The 16559-nt window shown below is 54.9% G+C and carries 13 protein-coding genes; 9 read left to right on the top strand and 4 right to left on the bottom strand.

The annotated features are described in order from the left end of the window. Positions 1-261 precede the first annotated feature (261 nt). Positions 262-1464 carry an MFS transporter gene (locus CJA_RS01140; RefSeq protein ID WP_238526804.1) on the top strand — a complete coding sequence of 401 codons (1203 nt, stop codon included), beginning with the start codon at positions 262-264 and terminating at the stop codon, positions 1462-1464. Positions 1465-1515: 51 nt separating this feature from the next. Here the strand turns inward: CJA_RS01140 and CJA_RS01145 are convergent, their stop codons facing one another. Together CJA_RS01145 and tsaA are read right to left on the bottom strand one after the other, a co-directional pair. After that, on the bottom strand, positions 1516-2238 hold the full coding sequence (locus tag CJA_RS01145) for a DUF4197 domain-containing protein (protein WP_012485917.1): 723 nt from the start codon (positions 2236-2238) through the stop codon (positions 1516-1518). Between the two features lie 19 nt (positions 2239-2257). Then, the gene (gene tsaA / locus CJA_RS01150) at positions 2258-2977 is read right to left on the bottom strand and encodes a tRNA (N6-threonylcarbamoyladenosine(37)-N6)-methyltransferase TrmO (protein ID WP_012485918.1); all 720 of its coding nucleotides are present in this window, start codon (positions 2975-2977) and stop codon (positions 2258-2260) included. A gap of 161 nt (positions 2978-3138) precedes the next feature. Between tsaA and CJA_RS01155 the strand changes: the two genes are divergently transcribed. Together CJA_RS01155 and CJA_RS01160 are read left to right on the top strand one after the other, a co-directional pair. After that, positions 3139-4398, top strand: coding sequence for a glycoside hydrolase family 26 protein (locus CJA_RS01155; protein WP_012485919.1), 1260 nt, complete (start codon positions 3139-3141; stop codon positions 4396-4398). 279 nt (positions 4399-4677) lie between these two features. Then, the gene (locus tag CJA_RS01160; protein ID WP_012485920.1) at positions 4678-5586 is read left to right on the top strand and encodes a choice-of-anchor A family protein; all 909 of its coding nucleotides are present in this window, start codon (positions 4678-4680) and stop codon (positions 5584-5586) included. 55 nt (positions 5587-5641) lie between these two features. Here CJA_RS01160 and rpiA read toward each other — a convergent pair whose 3' ends face one another. After that, the gene (gene rpiA / locus CJA_RS01165; protein WP_012485921.1) at positions 5642-6319 is read right to left on the bottom strand and encodes a ribose-5-phosphate isomerase RpiA; all 678 of its coding nucleotides are present in this window, start codon (positions 6317-6319) and stop codon (positions 5642-5644) included. Between the two features lie 127 nt (positions 6320-6446). Between rpiA and ilvA the strand changes: the two genes are divergently transcribed. After that, positions 6447-7961, top strand: a complete 1515-nt coding sequence (gene ilvA, locus CJA_RS01170; protein WP_041550841.1) for a threonine ammonia-lyase, biosynthetic — start codon at positions 6447-6449, stop codon at positions 7959-7961. Positions 7962-8017: 56 nt separating this feature from the next. Here ilvA and CJA_RS01175 read toward each other — a convergent pair whose 3' ends face one another. Beyond that, entirely contained in the window at positions 8018-9016 is a 999-nt protein-coding gene (locus CJA_RS01175; protein WP_012485923.1) for a LacI family DNA-binding transcriptional regulator, read from the bottom strand. A 205-nt stretch (positions 9017-9221) separates the two neighbouring features. Here CJA_RS01175 and CJA_RS01180 point away from each other — a divergent pair, with 205 nt between their 5' ends. The 5 genes from CJA_RS01180 (at position 9222) to aga27 (ending at position 16542) form a co-directional block, all read left to right on the top strand. Further along, positions 9222-11087, top strand: a complete 1866-nt coding sequence (locus CJA_RS01180) for a sodium:solute symporter family protein (protein ID WP_012485924.1) — start codon at positions 9222-9224, stop codon at positions 11085-11087. Between the two features lie 172 nt (positions 11088-11259). Next, positions 11260-12441 carry a 4-O-beta-d-mannosyl-d-glucose phosphorylase Mgp130 gene (gene mgp130, locus CJA_RS01185; RefSeq protein ID WP_012485925.1) on the top strand — a complete coding sequence of 394 codons (1182 nt, stop codon included), beginning with the start codon at positions 11260-11262 and terminating at the stop codon, positions 12439-12441. Positions 12442-12443: 2 nt separating this feature from the next. Continuing rightward, positions 12444-13691 (top strand): cellobiose 2-epimerase EpiA, encoded by a 1248-nt coding sequence (epiA, locus tag CJA_RS01190; protein ID WP_012485926.1) that lies wholly within the window; start codon positions 12444-12446, stop codon positions 13689-13691. Between the two features lie 10 nt (positions 13692-13701). Continuing rightward, entirely contained in the window at positions 13702-15105 is a 1404-nt protein-coding gene (locus CJA_RS01195) for a glycoside hydrolase 5 family protein (protein ID WP_012485927.1), read from the top strand. Between the two features lie 222 nt (positions 15106-15327). Further along, positions 15328-16542: an alpha-galactosidase Aga27 gene (aga27, locus tag CJA_RS01200; protein ID WP_012485929.1), complete on the top strand. Its 1215-nt coding sequence runs from the start codon at positions 15328-15330 to the stop codon at positions 16540-16542. Positions 16543-16559: the final 17 nt, after the last annotated feature.

The raw sequence follows: 16559 nt of genomic DNA on the forward strand, positions 1-16559 counted from the left end.
TGTGCAGCGCTGTCTCCGCGGGCTGTTAACAGGCGGTGTCGTTACGGGAAACGATCAGCAGGAGACAAGAGGGGCCTTTAAGGGCCGGCGGGCTGAAAATGGCGCGCATGATACCACAGGCGGTCAGGGGAAACAGTTGCAGACTGTCGGTGAAAGCGCTTGAGGCTTATAGTCATTTATTTCATTACCTGGTCATGGCATCCCTTATAATGGCGCCTCAAATTGTTACTTATTGATTGTTATTGTCTTGAGGTTCTGGGTTTGTCATCGTCAGTTGTATCGGCCGAAGCAGCTTCACCGACCTTTTTTATTGCGCTCCTGGCCATGGGGTTGGGCAGTTTTGCGATAGGTGTGGGTGAATTTATCTCCATGGGCTTGTTGCCTGAAATATCCACTTCCCTTGTTATCACTATCCCCCAGGCGGGCCATGCTATCAGTGCGTATGCCCTGGGCGTTGTTATCGGCGCGCCACTGCTGGCGATTGCCAGTACCGGGCGCTCGCGGACACGCATGCTGGTGGTCATGATGGGGCTCTACGCCCTGGCCAATATCGCCAGTGCCTTGGCGCCCGGTTATTGGTCCTTTATGGTCTTGCGCCTGCTAAGCGGGTTTCCCCATGGCACCTATTTTGGTATCGCCTCCCTGGTGGCGGCTTCCCTGGCACCTGCGCATATGCGCGCCCGCGCCGTCGCCTATGTGATGCTGGGCCTGTCGTTGGCGACCCTGGTCGGGGTGCCTGTGGCAACGGGGCTGGGGCAATGGCTGGGATGGCGTTCGGCGTTTGTGCTGGTGGGGTTAATTGCGCTGGCATCCGTTATTTGCATTATCAAATTCGTGCCGGCGGAACCAGCGCGTGCCGGTGCGCGTATCGCCCATGAGTTGTCCATGTTTACCAATCGCCAGGTATGGATAACCCTGGGGATTGGCGCCATAGGATTCGGTGGATTGTTTGCCATTTTTTCCTATGTGAAACCGACCCTGATGAGCCTGGCCGGGCTGACCGAAGTTGGTGTGCCTTTGGTATTGGCACTGTTTGGTGCAGGTATGGTGGTGGGCAATATCGTCGGCTCGCACATGGCGGATAAGGATTTACTGGGGACAATCAAACGCTGTTTGATCTGGTCAATGCTTGCCTGCGCCTTCTTTGCCCTGACCGCATCGCACCTGCTGCTTGCCTGCCTTGCGGTATTTTGTGTGGGAACCGTGGTTGTGATTGGCCCGGCGGTACAAATCCGTTTGATGGATGTTGCCGGAAAGGCGCAAACCATGGCCGCGGCCATGAACCATTCAGCGTTTAATTTTGCCAACGCCGCCGGGGCGTTTTTAGGTGGCGTTGCGATAGACGCCGGTTTTGGCTATGCCTCGACCGGCTGGGTAGGTCTGTTCCTGTCGGCAGCGGGGCTGGCCATGTTTTACTGGATGCTGGTGGATGCCCGGCGCCAGGCCCGGTGTGTTGCCGGATAGCGCCGATCCGCCGTCAACAGTGCGTGGCTAAACGGGCCACGCACCTCGCCGCTACTGCTTTTGCCCAAACACGGCGCCAATGATCTGGCTGCCGCGCTGTACCGGATCCTTGCGGATGAGTTTCTCTTCCACGGCCACTTGCTTGAACAAACCATCCAGCGCCATGTTGAGGGCGTGCTGCTCCAGGTCCAGGCTGGGTTTGTTGGCGATGGGCAGCAGGTTGTAAGTATTGAGCAACTGTTTGTATTGGCTGTAGAAGCCTATCTGCTCCAGGTTTTGCTGGATGATGGGTTGGTAGCGCTGGCGCAGGCTGGCTTCGGTCTGGGCGCGGAAATAGTCGGTGGCTGCCGTGTCGCTGCCGCGGATAATCCCCAGCGCGTCGGTCACGCTCATATTGCGCACCGCATCGATAAACACGGTCGCTGCTTCTCCCGCTGCCTTTTCAGCACCCTGGTTCATCAAGGCTTCCACCTTATCGATTTGGGCGCCCAGGCCCAGTTGGCGCAAATTGCTGGCAATGGGCTGCAAGTTGGCGGGCAACCCGATGCGGTAGAGCGAGCTATTGGCATAGCCGCCGCTGGCAGACAGGCTGGCGGTCGCGCGGCTGCTGCCCAGCTCCAGGGTTTCCTTGATCGCGCGGATCAATTGCGCCTGGTTGTTATAGCCAGTGGCGCTGGCGACAGCGGCACCGGTTTCGGCGATCTGCGGCAGGGTGGCGTTGCAAGCCACCAGGCTCAGGGGAAGGAGTAAAAAGCACGTGCGGGCCAGTTTCATGGTGAGTCCTCTTCCAAATTCAGGCGAGTGGTAAAAGTTGGGTCAATTGAATGCTGTAGGTGTTACCGGGGTCAACCCGATACTGCCAGCGCACATCCAGGTCGAGCAGTTTCATGCCGTAAACCCGTCCGGGTTCGGGCTCCTGGTATTGGGGGCGCGGGTCCTGTTGCAAGACCTGGGTAATCAGCCCGGCCAGGTCGATGTCGCGGGTTTTCCAGTAAGCGACGCAAAACGCCATCCATTCGGCCGGAATGGTAACGGGGATGGCTGCCGGTGGTTCCGGGGCGACATGGTTTTCGGCCGCGAGTACGCAATCCGCATAGGGGATATAGGGTTTGATATCCAGCACCGGTGTGCCATCGAGCAAGTCCAGGCCGCTGATACGGATAAACAGCTTGCCCTCGCGCTGCTCCCAGTCGTGCAGCCGCACCACCGACAAGCCGATAGGCGAGGGGCGCGTTGGCGAGCGGGTGGCAAATACGCCCAGGGTTTTGTTGCCGCCCAGGCGCGGCGGTTTCACCCTGGCTTTCCAATCCTCGCGCCGGTTGGCGTGAAACACAAATTCCACCCACAGGTGGCTGGTGCCTTCCAGCCCTGCCAGCGCATCCGGGTCATCGTAGGGCGGTAGCAATTCTATTTCCCCTCGGGCCAGTGGCGCCAGGCCGGGTTGGCGCGGTATGCCGAACTTTTCCTTGAAACAGGAATGGACAATACCTATGGCGGGGAAGGTGAAATTCATACGCAGTGGGTTGGGAACTGGATGCTGGAGGCACGCAAGGCTATCAGTTTGGCCCGGCTTTACCTAGCTTGACGGCGCAATTACCTGGCGATGAAGGAAATTCCTGTTAAGATGCCCGATTTGTAAACGGTTACATTCATAACAATATCCAGGAGACACCCATGTCCACATCCTCCATTTCCCTGTCGTTGATGGCCGCCCTGATGCTCAGTGCTGGCCTGTTGTTGGGGTGTAGCGAGAAGCCTGCAGAATCTGCGGCTGCGGTAGCTGATTCCGCCACAACCACCGCTCCCCAGTCGGGTAAACCGGAGACGGCGCTACCTGCCCTGATTGATACCCAGGCAACCGCCGAAACCCGGGCGCTCTATCGCAACCTCGCCAAACTGCGCTACAAGCACCTGTTGTTTGGGCACGAGGACAGCCTGGCCTATGGCGTCCATTGGGAGGGTGATATGGATCGCTCGGATGTGCGCGACGTGACGGGCGCCAACCCGGCGGTGTATGGCTGGGAGCTCGGCGGCCTGGAATTGGGACACACCGCCAATCTGGATGCGGTTAACTTTGAAAAGATGCAGCACTGGATCAAGGCTGGCTACAGCCGTGGCGGTGTCATCACCATCAGCTGGCATGTATTCAACCCTGTGTCGGGCGGCAATTCCTGGGACAAAACCCCGGCAGTGCACGAGCTGATTCCCGGTGGTGCCCGGCATGCAACCCTCAAAGCCTACCTGGATACCTTTGTTGCCTTCAATGAGGGCTTGGCCGATGTAGATGCGCAGGGGAACAAGCACTACCCACCGATTATTTTCCGCCCCTGGCACGAGCATAACGGCGACTGGTTCTGGTGGGGCAAGGGCCACGCCAGCGAGCAGGATTACATTGCCCTCTGGCGTTTTACCGTGCACTACCTGCGCGATGAGAAAAAACTGCGCAACCTGATTTACGCCTATTCGCCTGATCGCAGCCGTATCGATATGGCCAATTTCGAGGCCGGTTATCTGTACGGCTATCCCGGTGATGCCTATGTCGACATTATTGGCCTGGATAATTACTGGGATGTGGGGCACGAAGCCAATACCGCCAGTGCCGATGAGCAGAAGGCGGCGCTGACCGCCAGCCTCAAGCAGTTGGTACAGATCGCACGCAGCAAAGGCAAAATCGCCGCCCTGACCGAGACGGGCAATAATCGCCTGACCATCGATAACTTCTGGACCGAGCGTTTGCTGGGGCCGATTAGCGCTGACGCCGATGCCAGCGAGATCGCCTATGTCATGGTGTGGCGCAATGCCAACCTGGCGCGCGAAAAAAGCGAGCAGTTCTTCGCGCCCTTCCCTGGCCAGGCCACTGCCGATGACTTCAAGCGTTTTTACCAAAGTGAGGTTGTCTTGTTTGAGGATGAGCTGCCGCCCTTGTATCGCTAACGGCAATACCCGCCTGTTGGCCCTGCCTGAAGGCCATCCGAAGATGGCTCTCAGGCAATAAGGGCGTTAGCAATTGCCCCGTGATTAATACGGAATAGTTATTAGCTGTAAAAATGTCATCGCTGTCATCTTATAAGTGTCGGCAAAATTGACAGATTTATGTGATATGTATCGCATGTCTTTTGGTGAATGGTTGATACCAAACGAAAATTTATAACAGGTATATTTTTTGCTTTCATGGGGCCGACAACACGACGCTAATCCATTAAGGACATCACCATGGGTTTTTATAAAAATGCTTTGATCTCGGCAGGCTTGCTCTCCTGCTCCCTTTGGGCTTCAGCCGGGCCACTCACAGACTACAGCCTGATCGTTTTTGAGGATCTCTCCCCCTCTGGCTCACTCCATGTACACGGTCGCACGTTTATTGGCGGTGACCTCAATGGCTCCAGCCCGGAATTTGCCAATGCCCTGGACAAGTCGCTGACCCTGGACACCGTAGAGGTTGCCGGTGACCTGAATGCGTCCGGTTGGCTCAAGGTGAATGCCGGTGCCCTGGCCTACGGCGGTGCCAATAACCTCAGTGGGGTTAACTGTAACGGCAATGCGTATGGTGGCAGTGCATCCTGCCTGCACCAGGTCTCCGGCCTGGATGACAAGGCGGCATCGCTCTACGACACCCTGAAAGGCGAGTCCATTTACTACGCCGGCCTGGCTGCTACCGGTAATGTGGGTGGCGGTTTGTTCTCCTACGCCGGTGTCGATGACCTGGCGGTCTTCGAGATCAGCGGTGCCGACCTGTTTAACAGCAACTGGGCTTTGGATTTGGGCGCTGCCAGCTATGGGATTATCAACGTATCCGGTGTAAACCTGTCCAACAGCGGTGCTACCAACCTCAACAGTGGCTTTGGCAACTACACCAATATCCTGTGGAATTTCTACGAGGCGGATACCCTGAATGTGGGTAACCAATGGAAGGGGTCGGTGCTGGCAGTGGATGCAGTAGTCAGTACCTGGAATGATTTCGAGGGTTCCCTGGCGGCCAAATCCTATGTGGGCTATGGCCAGGTGCATAACTTCCCCTGGGGTTACACACCGCCAGAAATAGAACTGCCGGAGCCTTCTGTACTGCTGCTGTTGCTGTCCGGTTTGGGCTTGCTCGGCTGGCGCCGCGCCAGGTCAGCCTGAGCGTTTCGCCAATAAAAAACGGGGCCAGATAATGGCCCCGTTTTTTTATCAGCGCTTACTGCGGCCTGATAACCTTCACACCCTCTTTAGTGCCCAGCAGTAATACGTCAGCGGGCTTGATGGCAAACAGGCCATTGGCAACCACACCGGTGATCTGGTTGATTTTGGTTTCCAGCTCGACCGGGTTCAGTATCTGCAGATTGTGCACGTCCAGGATCACATTGCCATTGTCGGTGATAACCCCTTCGCGGTACACCGGGGCGCCGCCCAGCTTGACCAGTTCGCGCGCGACAAAGGAGCGCGCCATGGGAATCACTTCGACGGGCAGGGGAAATCTGCCCAGGATATCCACCCATTTGCTCTCATCGGCGATACAGACAAACTCGCGCGCTACGGCGCAGACGATCTTTTCGCGCGTCAGCGCTGCACCGCCGCCCTTGATCAGGTGCAGGTTGGGGTTGCTCTCGTCGGCACCGTCCACGTACACCAGCAGTTCACTCACGGCGTTGCAGTCCAGCACCTCGATCCCGAGTGTCTGCAAGCGCTGGGCAGAGGCATCGGAGCTGGCTACGGCGGCGGCGAAGTCGTACTTAAGCTCACCCAGCATATCGATAAAAAAATTGGCGGTAGAGCCTGTACCTATACCAAGTACGGCATCGGGGGTCAGCTTGGGTTTGATGTATTCAATCGCGGCGCGCGCCACGGCGTGTTTGAGTTGATCTTGTGGGCTCATGGTTGTCTCTGTTGTGCCGATAAAACTTGCACCATTATACGGATTTTCGTCGTGCCAGCCTCCGCCAAATTGGGTACACTGCGGACTCTTTTTATCCCTCTGCCGTGATTGCCATACCCGACCTCCTATGCCTGAGACCTACATAAAACGCATCCTCAATGCCCGCATCTACGACCTGGCTATCGAAACCCCACTGGACGAAGCGCGCCTGTTATCCCAGCGCACAGGCAACACTGTGTTGCTCAAGCGTGAGGATTTGCAGCCGGTGTTTTCCTTCAAGCTGCGCGGTGCCTATAACAAATTGCAGCAACTGAGCGAAGAAGAGCGCAGTCGCGGTGTGATTTGCGCCTCTGCCGGTAACCATGCCCAGGGGGTTGCCCTGGGCTCCCAGCATTTGGGGATCAAGGCAACGATTGTGATGCCGCGCACGACACCGGCTATCAAGGTGGATGCGGTCAAGGCGCGCGGTGCCAAGGTGGTATTGCACGGCGACAGTTATGACGAAGCCTCGGCCCATGCCAAAAAGCTGGTAGAGGAAAAGGGGCTGACCTACATACACCCGTTCGATGATCCGGATGTGATCGCCGGCCAGGGCACCACGGCCATGGAGGCATTGCGCCAGTACCCGGGCCATATCGATGCCGTGTTTGTACAGGTGGGCGGCGGCGGCCTGGCGGCTGGGGTTGCCGCCTACGTGAAATACCTGCGCCCGCAAACCAGGGTCATTGCGGTAGAAAGCGATGAATCTGCCTGCCTGCAGGCAGCCATGGAAAAGAAAAAGCGCGTGGTGTTGCCGCAAGTGGGCATCTTTGCCGATGGCATTGCCGTGGCACAAATTGGCGAGGAACCCTTTCGCGTGCTGCGCAAAACAGTGGATGAATGCATTGCGGTCAACGCCGACGAGATTTGCGCGGCAATTAAGGATGTCTTTGAAGATACCCGTTCCATTGCCGAGCCTGCAGGTGCAACGGCGATTGCCGGTATGAAAAAATACGCGGCCCAGCACAACCTGAAGGGGCAGACATTTTTGGCCATCGTGAGCGGTGCCAATATCAATTTTGATCGCCTGCGCTACATTAGCGAGCGCACCGAAATAGGCGAGCAGCGCGAGGTCATTCTGGCGGTCACCCTGCCGGAGCGCCCCGGTGCCTACAAGGCATTTTGCAAAAGCATCGGCAAGCGCAATATCACCGAATTTAACTATCGCTACGCCGATAGCCAGAAGGCCCATATTTTTGTGGGGGTGCAGGTCAGCGCCGGCGGCCAGGATCGCATCGATTTGGTCGCGGAGCTGGTAGAGCAGGGCTACGACGTGGTGGACATGACTGATAACGAGCTGGCCAAGTTGCACATTCGCCATCTGGTCGGTGGCCATGCTGCCGGTGTCACTGACGAGGTGCTCTACCGCTTTGAATTTCCTGAGCGCCCCGGTGCGCTCTATACCTTCCTCAATAAATTGGCGGGGCGCTGGAATATTTCCCTGTTCCACTACCGCAACCACGGTGCGGCCTCGGCGCGGGTATTAGTGGGAATGCAGGTACCCAAAAGCGATTACGCTGCACTCAAGGCGTTTTTAACCGATTTGAATTATCCCTACTGGGATGAAACCCACAACGAAGCCTATCAATTCTTCCTGGCCTAAAAATATCCCGGCGTAAATTGCCGGGATTTTTTTATCTGCGTTGGGCTCAGTTCAAATCAGTGCTTGGGTACTGGGCCAGTGCTTTTGCGGATAATAAATTCGGTAGGCAATACACACTCGCGCTGGCTCAGGGGTTCGCCCTCAATCACCTTCAACAGCATATCCATGGCCATCTTGCCCATTTCTTCCGCGGGTTGGGAGATGGTGGTGAGTGACGGGTCGGAATATTTGGCGTAGGCAATATCGTCAAAGCCGGTTACCGACATATCCTCGGGGATGCGAATGCCCTGGTTTTTCAGGGTTTGCATGGCACCTATGGCCATTTCATCGTTCATCGAAAAGATCGCCGTGGGGCGATTCTTCATGTTGCAGAACTGGAAGGCGGCGTTAAGGCCCGACCACATGGTGAAGTCACCCTCGGCAATCAGGTCTTTTTCAAACGCAATCCCGGCGCTAGCCAGGGCTTCCTTATAGCCTTCCAGGCGGTCAATGGCGTGGGGGTTGTCTTTCAGGCCGGAAATCACGCCGATGCGGCGGTGGCCGAGCGAGATCAGGTATTCCACCATGCTGCGCGCAGCGGCGCGGTTGTCGATACGGATCGCCGGGCCGGTCGTGTATTCACAACCACAGGCGTTAACACAGGGGACATCGGGCGGGATGTTGTTCTGGCTTTTTTCCGAGCTGGGACGCAACTGCACTATGCCGTCCGCCAGGCGTGTTTCCACCCGGCGAATGTACTCCAGCTCGCGCTCGGGGGTGCCGCGGGTATCGCCGAGCAGTACCGCATAGCCCTTTTGGTGGGCGCGGTCTTCAAGGGCGCGGATAAACAGGGAATAAAAGGGGTTGGCAATGTCCGGCACCAATACCACCACGGCATAGGCGCGCGCCGAGCGGAAGTTGCGGGCCAGCATATTGGGGCGATAGCCCACTTCGGCGATAGCGGTATGAACCTTTTCCAGGCTTTCGGGGGAGACTTTCTCGGGGTTGCTAAGGGCGCGTGAAACCGTAGCAACGGAAACCCCGGCCAGGCGGGCGACATCGCGGATATTGGACATAGTGGCCTTCGGTCAATGTTGTGTTTATTAGGGTTAAGAGATGGAAAATCTACTACAGGTGGTAAAAGGTGACTAGCAAAAAAAGTTGTAACCGATTACATTATGCTTCCTGTCCAAAAAAAGGCAGGCGGCAAGGGCTATTGGGCACTGGCCGCACGCGGCGTGAAGCCGCTATATCGAATAACTCACAATGTGAACGATTTCCATGCAATTAAGCTTTATCGACATCGCCATCGTCCTGGCTTACATCCTGGGTACGCTTGCCGTTGGTTTCTGGGTATCTAAAAAAGCCTCCAAAAACATGCGCAGCTATTTTCTGGGGGGCAATTCCCTGTCTTGGCGGATGTTGGGTTTGTCCAATGCCTCTGGCATGTTCGACATCAGCGGCACCATGTGGCTGGTGTACCTGCTGTTTATCTATGGGCTGAGCAGTGTTTACATTCCCTGGCTGTGGCCGGTGTTCAACCAGATTTTCATGATGGTATTCCTGTCGGCCTGGCTGCGCCGCTCCGGTGTGCTGACCGGGGCGGAATTTATCACCTTCCGCTTTGGCAACAGCCTGGGCGCCAGGCTTTCCCATTTGGTTGTGGTCGTTTTTGCGTTGATCAATGTGGTGGCATTTATCGCCTATGGTTTTATCGGCATTGGCAAATTTGCGGCGGTATTCCTGCCCTGGCAGTTCTCGGCAGACCCCTATTGGAATGATGTGGCCTATGCCCTGATTATCACGGCGATTACCACCCTGTATGTGGTAAAAGGCGGCATGATGTCGGTGGTATTTACCGAAGTCTTCCAGTTTGTGGTGATGACGCTGGCCTCGATTGCGGTGGGTATTATTGCCATGCAGCAGGTGTCACCGGAATTGCTGGCGACTATTTTGCCCGACGGTTGGAGCAGTGTTGCCGTACATTGGCAATTGAATATTGACTGGGCCGAACGCCTGCCCGCCGCCAACGAAAAAATCCTGCAAGACGGCTACAACCTGTTCACCATCTTTTTCATGTTGGTGCTGTTGAAAGGCGTTCTGGTGTCACTGGCCGGCCCTGCACCCAACTACGATATGCAGCGGGTGCTGTCCACCAAAAGCCCGTCCGATGCCTCCAAAATGAGCTGGTTTGTCAACGTGGTGCTGTTTATCCCGCGCTACATGATGATTGCCGGTTTAACGGTGTTGGCCCTGGTTTTTTTTACCGATGATCTGCGCGCGATGGGGTCGGCTGTCGATTTCGAACAAATCCTGCCCATGGCGCTCAAGGAATTTATCCCGGTGGGATTAAAAGGTTTATTGATTGCCGGATTGTTAGCGGCCTTTATGGGCACCTTTGCCGCTACGGTGAATGCTGCACCGGCGTATGTGGTTAATGATATTTACAAGCGCTACATCAATCCCAATGCCGATGCCAAAAAATACGTACACCTGAGTTACCTGTTCTCGGTCATCTTTGTGATTCTGGGGGTGATTGTCGGCCTGTTTATTCCCTCGTTGAACAATGCCATCCAATGGATAGTAGCCGCACTCTATGGCGGCTATACCGCCTCCAATATGTTGAAGTGGCTGTGGTGGCGCTTTAATGGCATGGGCTATTTCTGGGGCATGGTCGTAGGCATAGTGGCGGCTATCACCCTGGCCTTCACCAGCTATAACCCGCTCTATTCGTTCCCCTTCCTGTTCCTGTTGTGCCTGGTGACCTGTGTCATCGCGTCTTTGGTGACTCGGGCTGACGATATGGAAGTACTGAAAGCCTTTTACATCAAAGTGCGTCCCTGGGGCTTCTGGACGCCGGTGCGCGAGCAGGTGCAGCAGGATTATCCCGCCGTACAGAAGAATCCGCATTTTGTGCGCGACATGTTCAATGTACTGGTCGGCATCATTTGGCAGACCAGCATGGTGGCGTTGCCTATTTTCCTGGTTATCCAACACTGGAGTGAGTTACTGGTCTCCTTGGTTGTGCTGCTGGTCACCAGTGGATTGCTGTGGAAATTCTGGTGGAAAAACCTTGAGGATTACCCGGCAGATACACCCCGCCACTATTTACCGGGCACTGCGGGTGAGGTTGAAACCAGGGGTTAACCGAATCAGGAGTGCAACCGGGTGTTGCACTCAAGATGCTGCGTTCGCGCGGCGTTTTTTTTGTCGTTGTGTGTAATCGTTTACGTGGATTTCACATATAAAAATTTGAATGAAAGCGCACAAGGGGATGGGCCCTGCGTGTGCTCATCTATATCGTCTATTGAGGAATCTTATGAGTTCGTTTAATCATCAAGTGAAGGCGCTACTGGCTCAGCACGACGCGCTGGTTACGCGCAAAAACAGCCCCAGGGCTCTGGGCAATGGTATTTATACCGGCTATGAAAATCCGATTTTGACGGCAGAACATGCCCCCATTTTCTGGCGCTATGACCTCAATGAAAAAACCAATCCGTATTTGATGGAGCGCCAGGGTGTTAACGCCACCTTTAATTCCGGTGCTATTTATTGGCAGGGCAAATATATCCTCGCCGTGCGTGTAGAAGGCGTGGATCGCAAATCATTTTTTGCCATCGCCGAAAGTCCCAACGGCATCGACAATTTCCGCTTCTGGGATTATCCCATCACCATGCCGGAAACCGAGCGCCCGGATACCAATGTGTACGATATGCGCTTGACCGCGCACGAAGACGGCTGGGTTTACGGTCTCTTCTGTACTGAGCGCAAGGACGAAAGCCGTCCCAATGATACCTCGGCTGCCGAAGCCCAGTGCGGTATTGCGCGCACCAAAGACCTGGTGACCTGGGAGCGCCTGCCGGACTTGATCACCTATTCCGGCCAGCAGCGCAATGTGGTGTTGCACCCGGAATTTGTCGAGGGCAAATATGCACTCTACACCCGTCCACAGGATGGTTTTATCAGCGTGGGCGCCGGTGGCGGTATCGGCTGGGGCCTGACCGAGACCATGACCAATGCCGAAGTGAAAGCGGAAGTGATTGTAGACCACAAGATTTATCACACCATCAAAGAAGTCAAAAACGGCCAGGGTCCGGCACCGATTAAAACCGCACAAGGCTGGTTGCACCTGGCCCATGGTGTACGCAATACCGCCGCTGGTTTGCGCTATGTGCTCTATATGTTCATGACCGAATTGGAGCGCCCCTGGGTGATTAGCCATCGTCCGGCCGGTCACTTTATTGCGCCCCAGGGTGAAGAGCGCGTGGGCGATGTATCCAATGTGGCGTTTGCCAATGGCTGGATCGTCAATGACAAGCAGGAAGTGTTCATTTATTACGCGTCATCCGATACGCGTATGCATGTGGCAACGTCTACTGTGGAAAAGCTGATCGACTATTGTAAAAACACGCCTGAAGATGGCCTGCGTTCAGCGGCGTCTGTGGCAACGCGCAACCAACTGATCAGCGCCAACCTGAATATCCTCAAGGACCTGGTATAAGCATGAGCGCGCTCAGCCTCCCGATACAATCGCTGACATTGCAGCAGGAATTTCGCGCGGAGTTAATCGCCATTGCCGATTGGTGGGCAACATACACTATCGATGAAACCCATGGTGGCTTCCACGGCGAAATTACGGCGGATAACCAACCGGTCGCCAACGCGTCCAAGGGCATTATCCTTAACGCGCGTATCCTGTGGTTTTTCAGTGAAGCAGCACAGGTGGTGGATAATCCGCTCTACCGCCGCTGCGCTGAGCGCGCCTATGACTATCTGCGCAATTACTTTTTTGACCGGGACCATGGTGGTGTTTATTGGGAACTGGATGTAACCGGCAAACCCATCAATACCAAAAAGCAAGTCTATGCTCAGGCGTTTACCATTTATGCCCTGTGCGCCTATTTCCAGTTAACGGGTGATGCCGCTGCTGTGGAGCAAGCACTGGCCTGTTTTAAGCTGCTGGAGACCCACGCGATTGACCGTGAACACGAAGGCTATCTGGAGGCCTTCACGCGCGAGTGGGGCACTATTGCCGATGTGCGCCTCAGCGAAAAAGACCTGAATTACCCCAAATCGCAAAATACCCATTTGCATGTGCTGGAAGCCTATACCACCTTATACCAGGCACACCCCGGTAATGAGGTGCGCGAGGCATTGCGCTACAACATCGAGCTGTTTGATAAATACATGATCGATCGCAACACCTATCACCTGCGCATGTTTATGGATCTGGACTGGAAGGATCACTCGCCCGGCTTTACCTATGGCCATGACATCGAAGCCAGCTGGTTAATTGCCAAGGCGCTGGAATCCTTGCAGGATGCAGAGTACAGCGCACGTTTAACACCAACGTTGATTCGTATTGCCGAAGTCACCGCGGCAGAGGCGATTGGCGAGCATGGCCATGTGCTGGATGCTTACGACTTTGCCAGTAAAACCATCAGCCCGGATATCGTCTGGTGGGTGCAGGCGGAAGCCGTGGTCGGTTTTCTCTATGCCTATGCCACAACCGGCGATGAAAAATTTTATCGGGTTGCCGAAACCATCTGGCGTTTTATCCAGCAATACCAGATTGACCACGAGCATGGAGAATGGCTGTGGCTATCCACACTGGATGCTGCGCGCGCTGAGCCTTATTACAAGGTGGGTTTTTGGAAATGCCCATACCATAATGGTCGCGCCATGATCGAAGCTGTACGCTATTTGGAAGCAAGTGCAGCGCGCACCGAAAAACATCACAATAACCAATAGGGGTTCACACATGATTGCATTTGCCCTTCGCGCCTTTGGTGCCTGTTTGCTACTGCTGGGCTTGGCAGCCTGCGCTCCCGAGCCTGCCGCCACGGCGCCAGAAAAAATGCCATCACCTGATACGTCTACCGCTAAATCAGATACGCAGGGCGCTGAGTTTGTGCGTGTGCAGGGGCGCCAGTTTGTACTCGATGGCAAGGCTTACTATCCGGTGGGCGTGAACTTCTGGTTCGGTGCCTATCTGGGCGCTGAGGGTGAACAGGGCGATCGCACGCGCCTGTTAAAAGAACTCGATTTACTGCACAGCCTGGGCGTAAACAATCTGCGTGTGCTGGCGGTATCGGAAGACAGCGAATTGGTGCGCGCGGTGCGCCCCGCGATCGTGAATGCCAAGGGCGAATTTAATGAGTCGCTGTTGCAGGGCCTGGATTTTCTGCTGGCAGAAATGGCCAAGCGCAACATGACCGCTGTGCTTTACCTGAATAATTTCTGGCAGTGGTCCGGTGGCATGTCGCAATACGTCGCCTGGCACAAGGGCACTCCGGTATTGGACCCGGATGTCACTGGCGAATGGAATGCCTTTATGCAAAATTCTGCCGAATTTTATCGCATTGCCGATGCCCAGGTACGCTACCACCAGGTGATCAAAACCCTAACCGGCCGTGTGAATAGCATCACCGGCATCGCCTATCACCAGGACCCGACCATTATGTCCTGGCAGTTGGCCAACGAGCCTCGTCCGGGCAGTGATGCCGATGGCCGTCCCAATGTCGAGGTTTATATCCAGTGGATCAAAACCACCGCGCGACTGCTGCATCAGTTGGCACCACAGCAACTGGTTAGCACCGGCAGTGAAGGTGTGATGGGCAGCATCGGTGATCCGGCTGTGTATGTCGCCGCACATGAATTACCGGAAGTGGATTACCTGACATTCCACATGTGGGCGAAAAACTGGGGTTGGTTCGATGCAAAAAATCCGGCCGCTACCTTTACCGGTTCGCTGGAAAAAGCCGCTGCCTATATCGACACCCATATTGATATTGCCAATAGATTAGGCAAGCCAACCGTGTTGGAGGAGTTCGGTCTGGATCGTGATGGCGGTGCTTTTGCGGCCGATTCCGGGACACAATACCGCGACATCTATTACCAAACAGTCTTTAACCAGTTGCACGAGCGTGCCGTTGCAGGCGATGCCATTGCCGGCTATAACATCTGGGCCTGGGGTGGCTATGGTCGCAGCCAGCGCGCCGATTTTATCTGGCAGCCCGGCGATGACTTTATGGGGGATCCGCCACAGGAGCCACAGGGTTTAAATTCTGTATTGGCTTCCGATGCCTCAACGCTCGCTATCATCAAACAATCAACGGCAGATTTCGCGTCACTGGCCGTTACTGAAAAAACAGCGCTGCCTTGATGCCCGGTTGAGTGCATGTAAAAAACTGCAAGTTGCCTTGCAGTTTTTTTTGCCTCTCGATTATTTTATATGATTAGTAATACACAATAAAAATATACTGTGGCGTACCCAACATCACCTTAAAAAAACACAACGACAAAACCGGGAAATATTGAATAACCGCTATTATTTTTCCCACTTCCTAAGTGCAACACTTACAACGAAAACAACAGGTAATTTGCTATGCGAAAACAACTCCTCCTCGGTCTGGGCCTGGTCAGTGCCCTGTTGGTGTCAGTACAGGCCAGCGCACAAAAATTTGAGCAACTCGCTAAAACACCGCAAATGGGTTGGAATAGCTGGAATACCTTCGGCTGCAACGTGGATGAAAAAATGATTCGCGCAATGGCCGATGCCATGGTCACATCCGGTATGAAGGCTGCCGGTTATGAATACATTAATATTGACGATTGCTGGCACGGCGAGCGCGATAAAAATGGCTTTATCCAGGCGGATAAAAAACATTTCCCTTCGGGCATGAAAGCACTTGCTGATTACGTGCATGCCAAAGGTTTGAAATTGGGGATTTATTCCGATGCCGGTAATACCACCTGTGCCGGCCGCCCCGGCAGTCGCGGCCATGAATACCAGGACGCACTGACCTACGCGAGTTGGGGTATCGATTACGTAAAATACGATTGGTGCGATACCCAGGATATTAATCCCAAGTCCGCCTACGCCACCATGCGCGATGCCATCCATAAAGCGGGCCGCCCCATGTTGTTCAGTATTTGCGAATGGGGCGATAACCAGCCCTGGGAATGGGCGCAGGATGTCGGCCATTCCTGGCGCACAACCGGCGACATCTATCCCTGTTGGAACTGCGAACACAACCACGGCTCCTGGTCTTCCTTTGGGGTGTTGCCCATCCTCGACAAACAAGCGGGCTTGCGTAAATACGCCGGCCCCGGCCACTGGAATGACATGGATATGATGGAAGTGGGCAACGGCATGACCGAGGAAGAAGATCGCGCGCATTTCTCACTCTGGGCATTTATGGCATCACCGCTGATTGCCGGCAATGACCTGCGCAACATGAGCGACACCACCCGCGCTATCCTGACCCACAAGGAAACCATTGCGATTAACCAGGACAAACTGGGCATCCAGGCCATGAAGTGGATCGATGAAGGCGACCTGGAGATTTATATCAAGCCATTGGAAAAAGGCCATTACGCTGTGCTGTTCCTCAATCGTGCCGATGATGCCATGGACTATCGTTTTGACTGGTCTTTCCATTACATGAAAGACGATATCAGCAAGCACGAAATTTTCTTTGATAAGCAGGCCTTTAACTGGCGCAATATCTGGAATGGTGAAACAGGCTCTACAAAAGAGGTGCTGAATATCAAGGTGCCAGCGCACGGTGTCGTGGTATTGCGTTTAAGCCCGCGTTAATCCCTTGTTGAATTGTT

This window comes from Cellvibrio japonicus Ueda107, assembly GCF_000019225.1.
Taxonomy (GTDB): Bacteria; Pseudomonadota; Gammaproteobacteria; order Pseudomonadales; family Cellvibrionaceae; genus Cellvibrio; species Cellvibrio japonicus.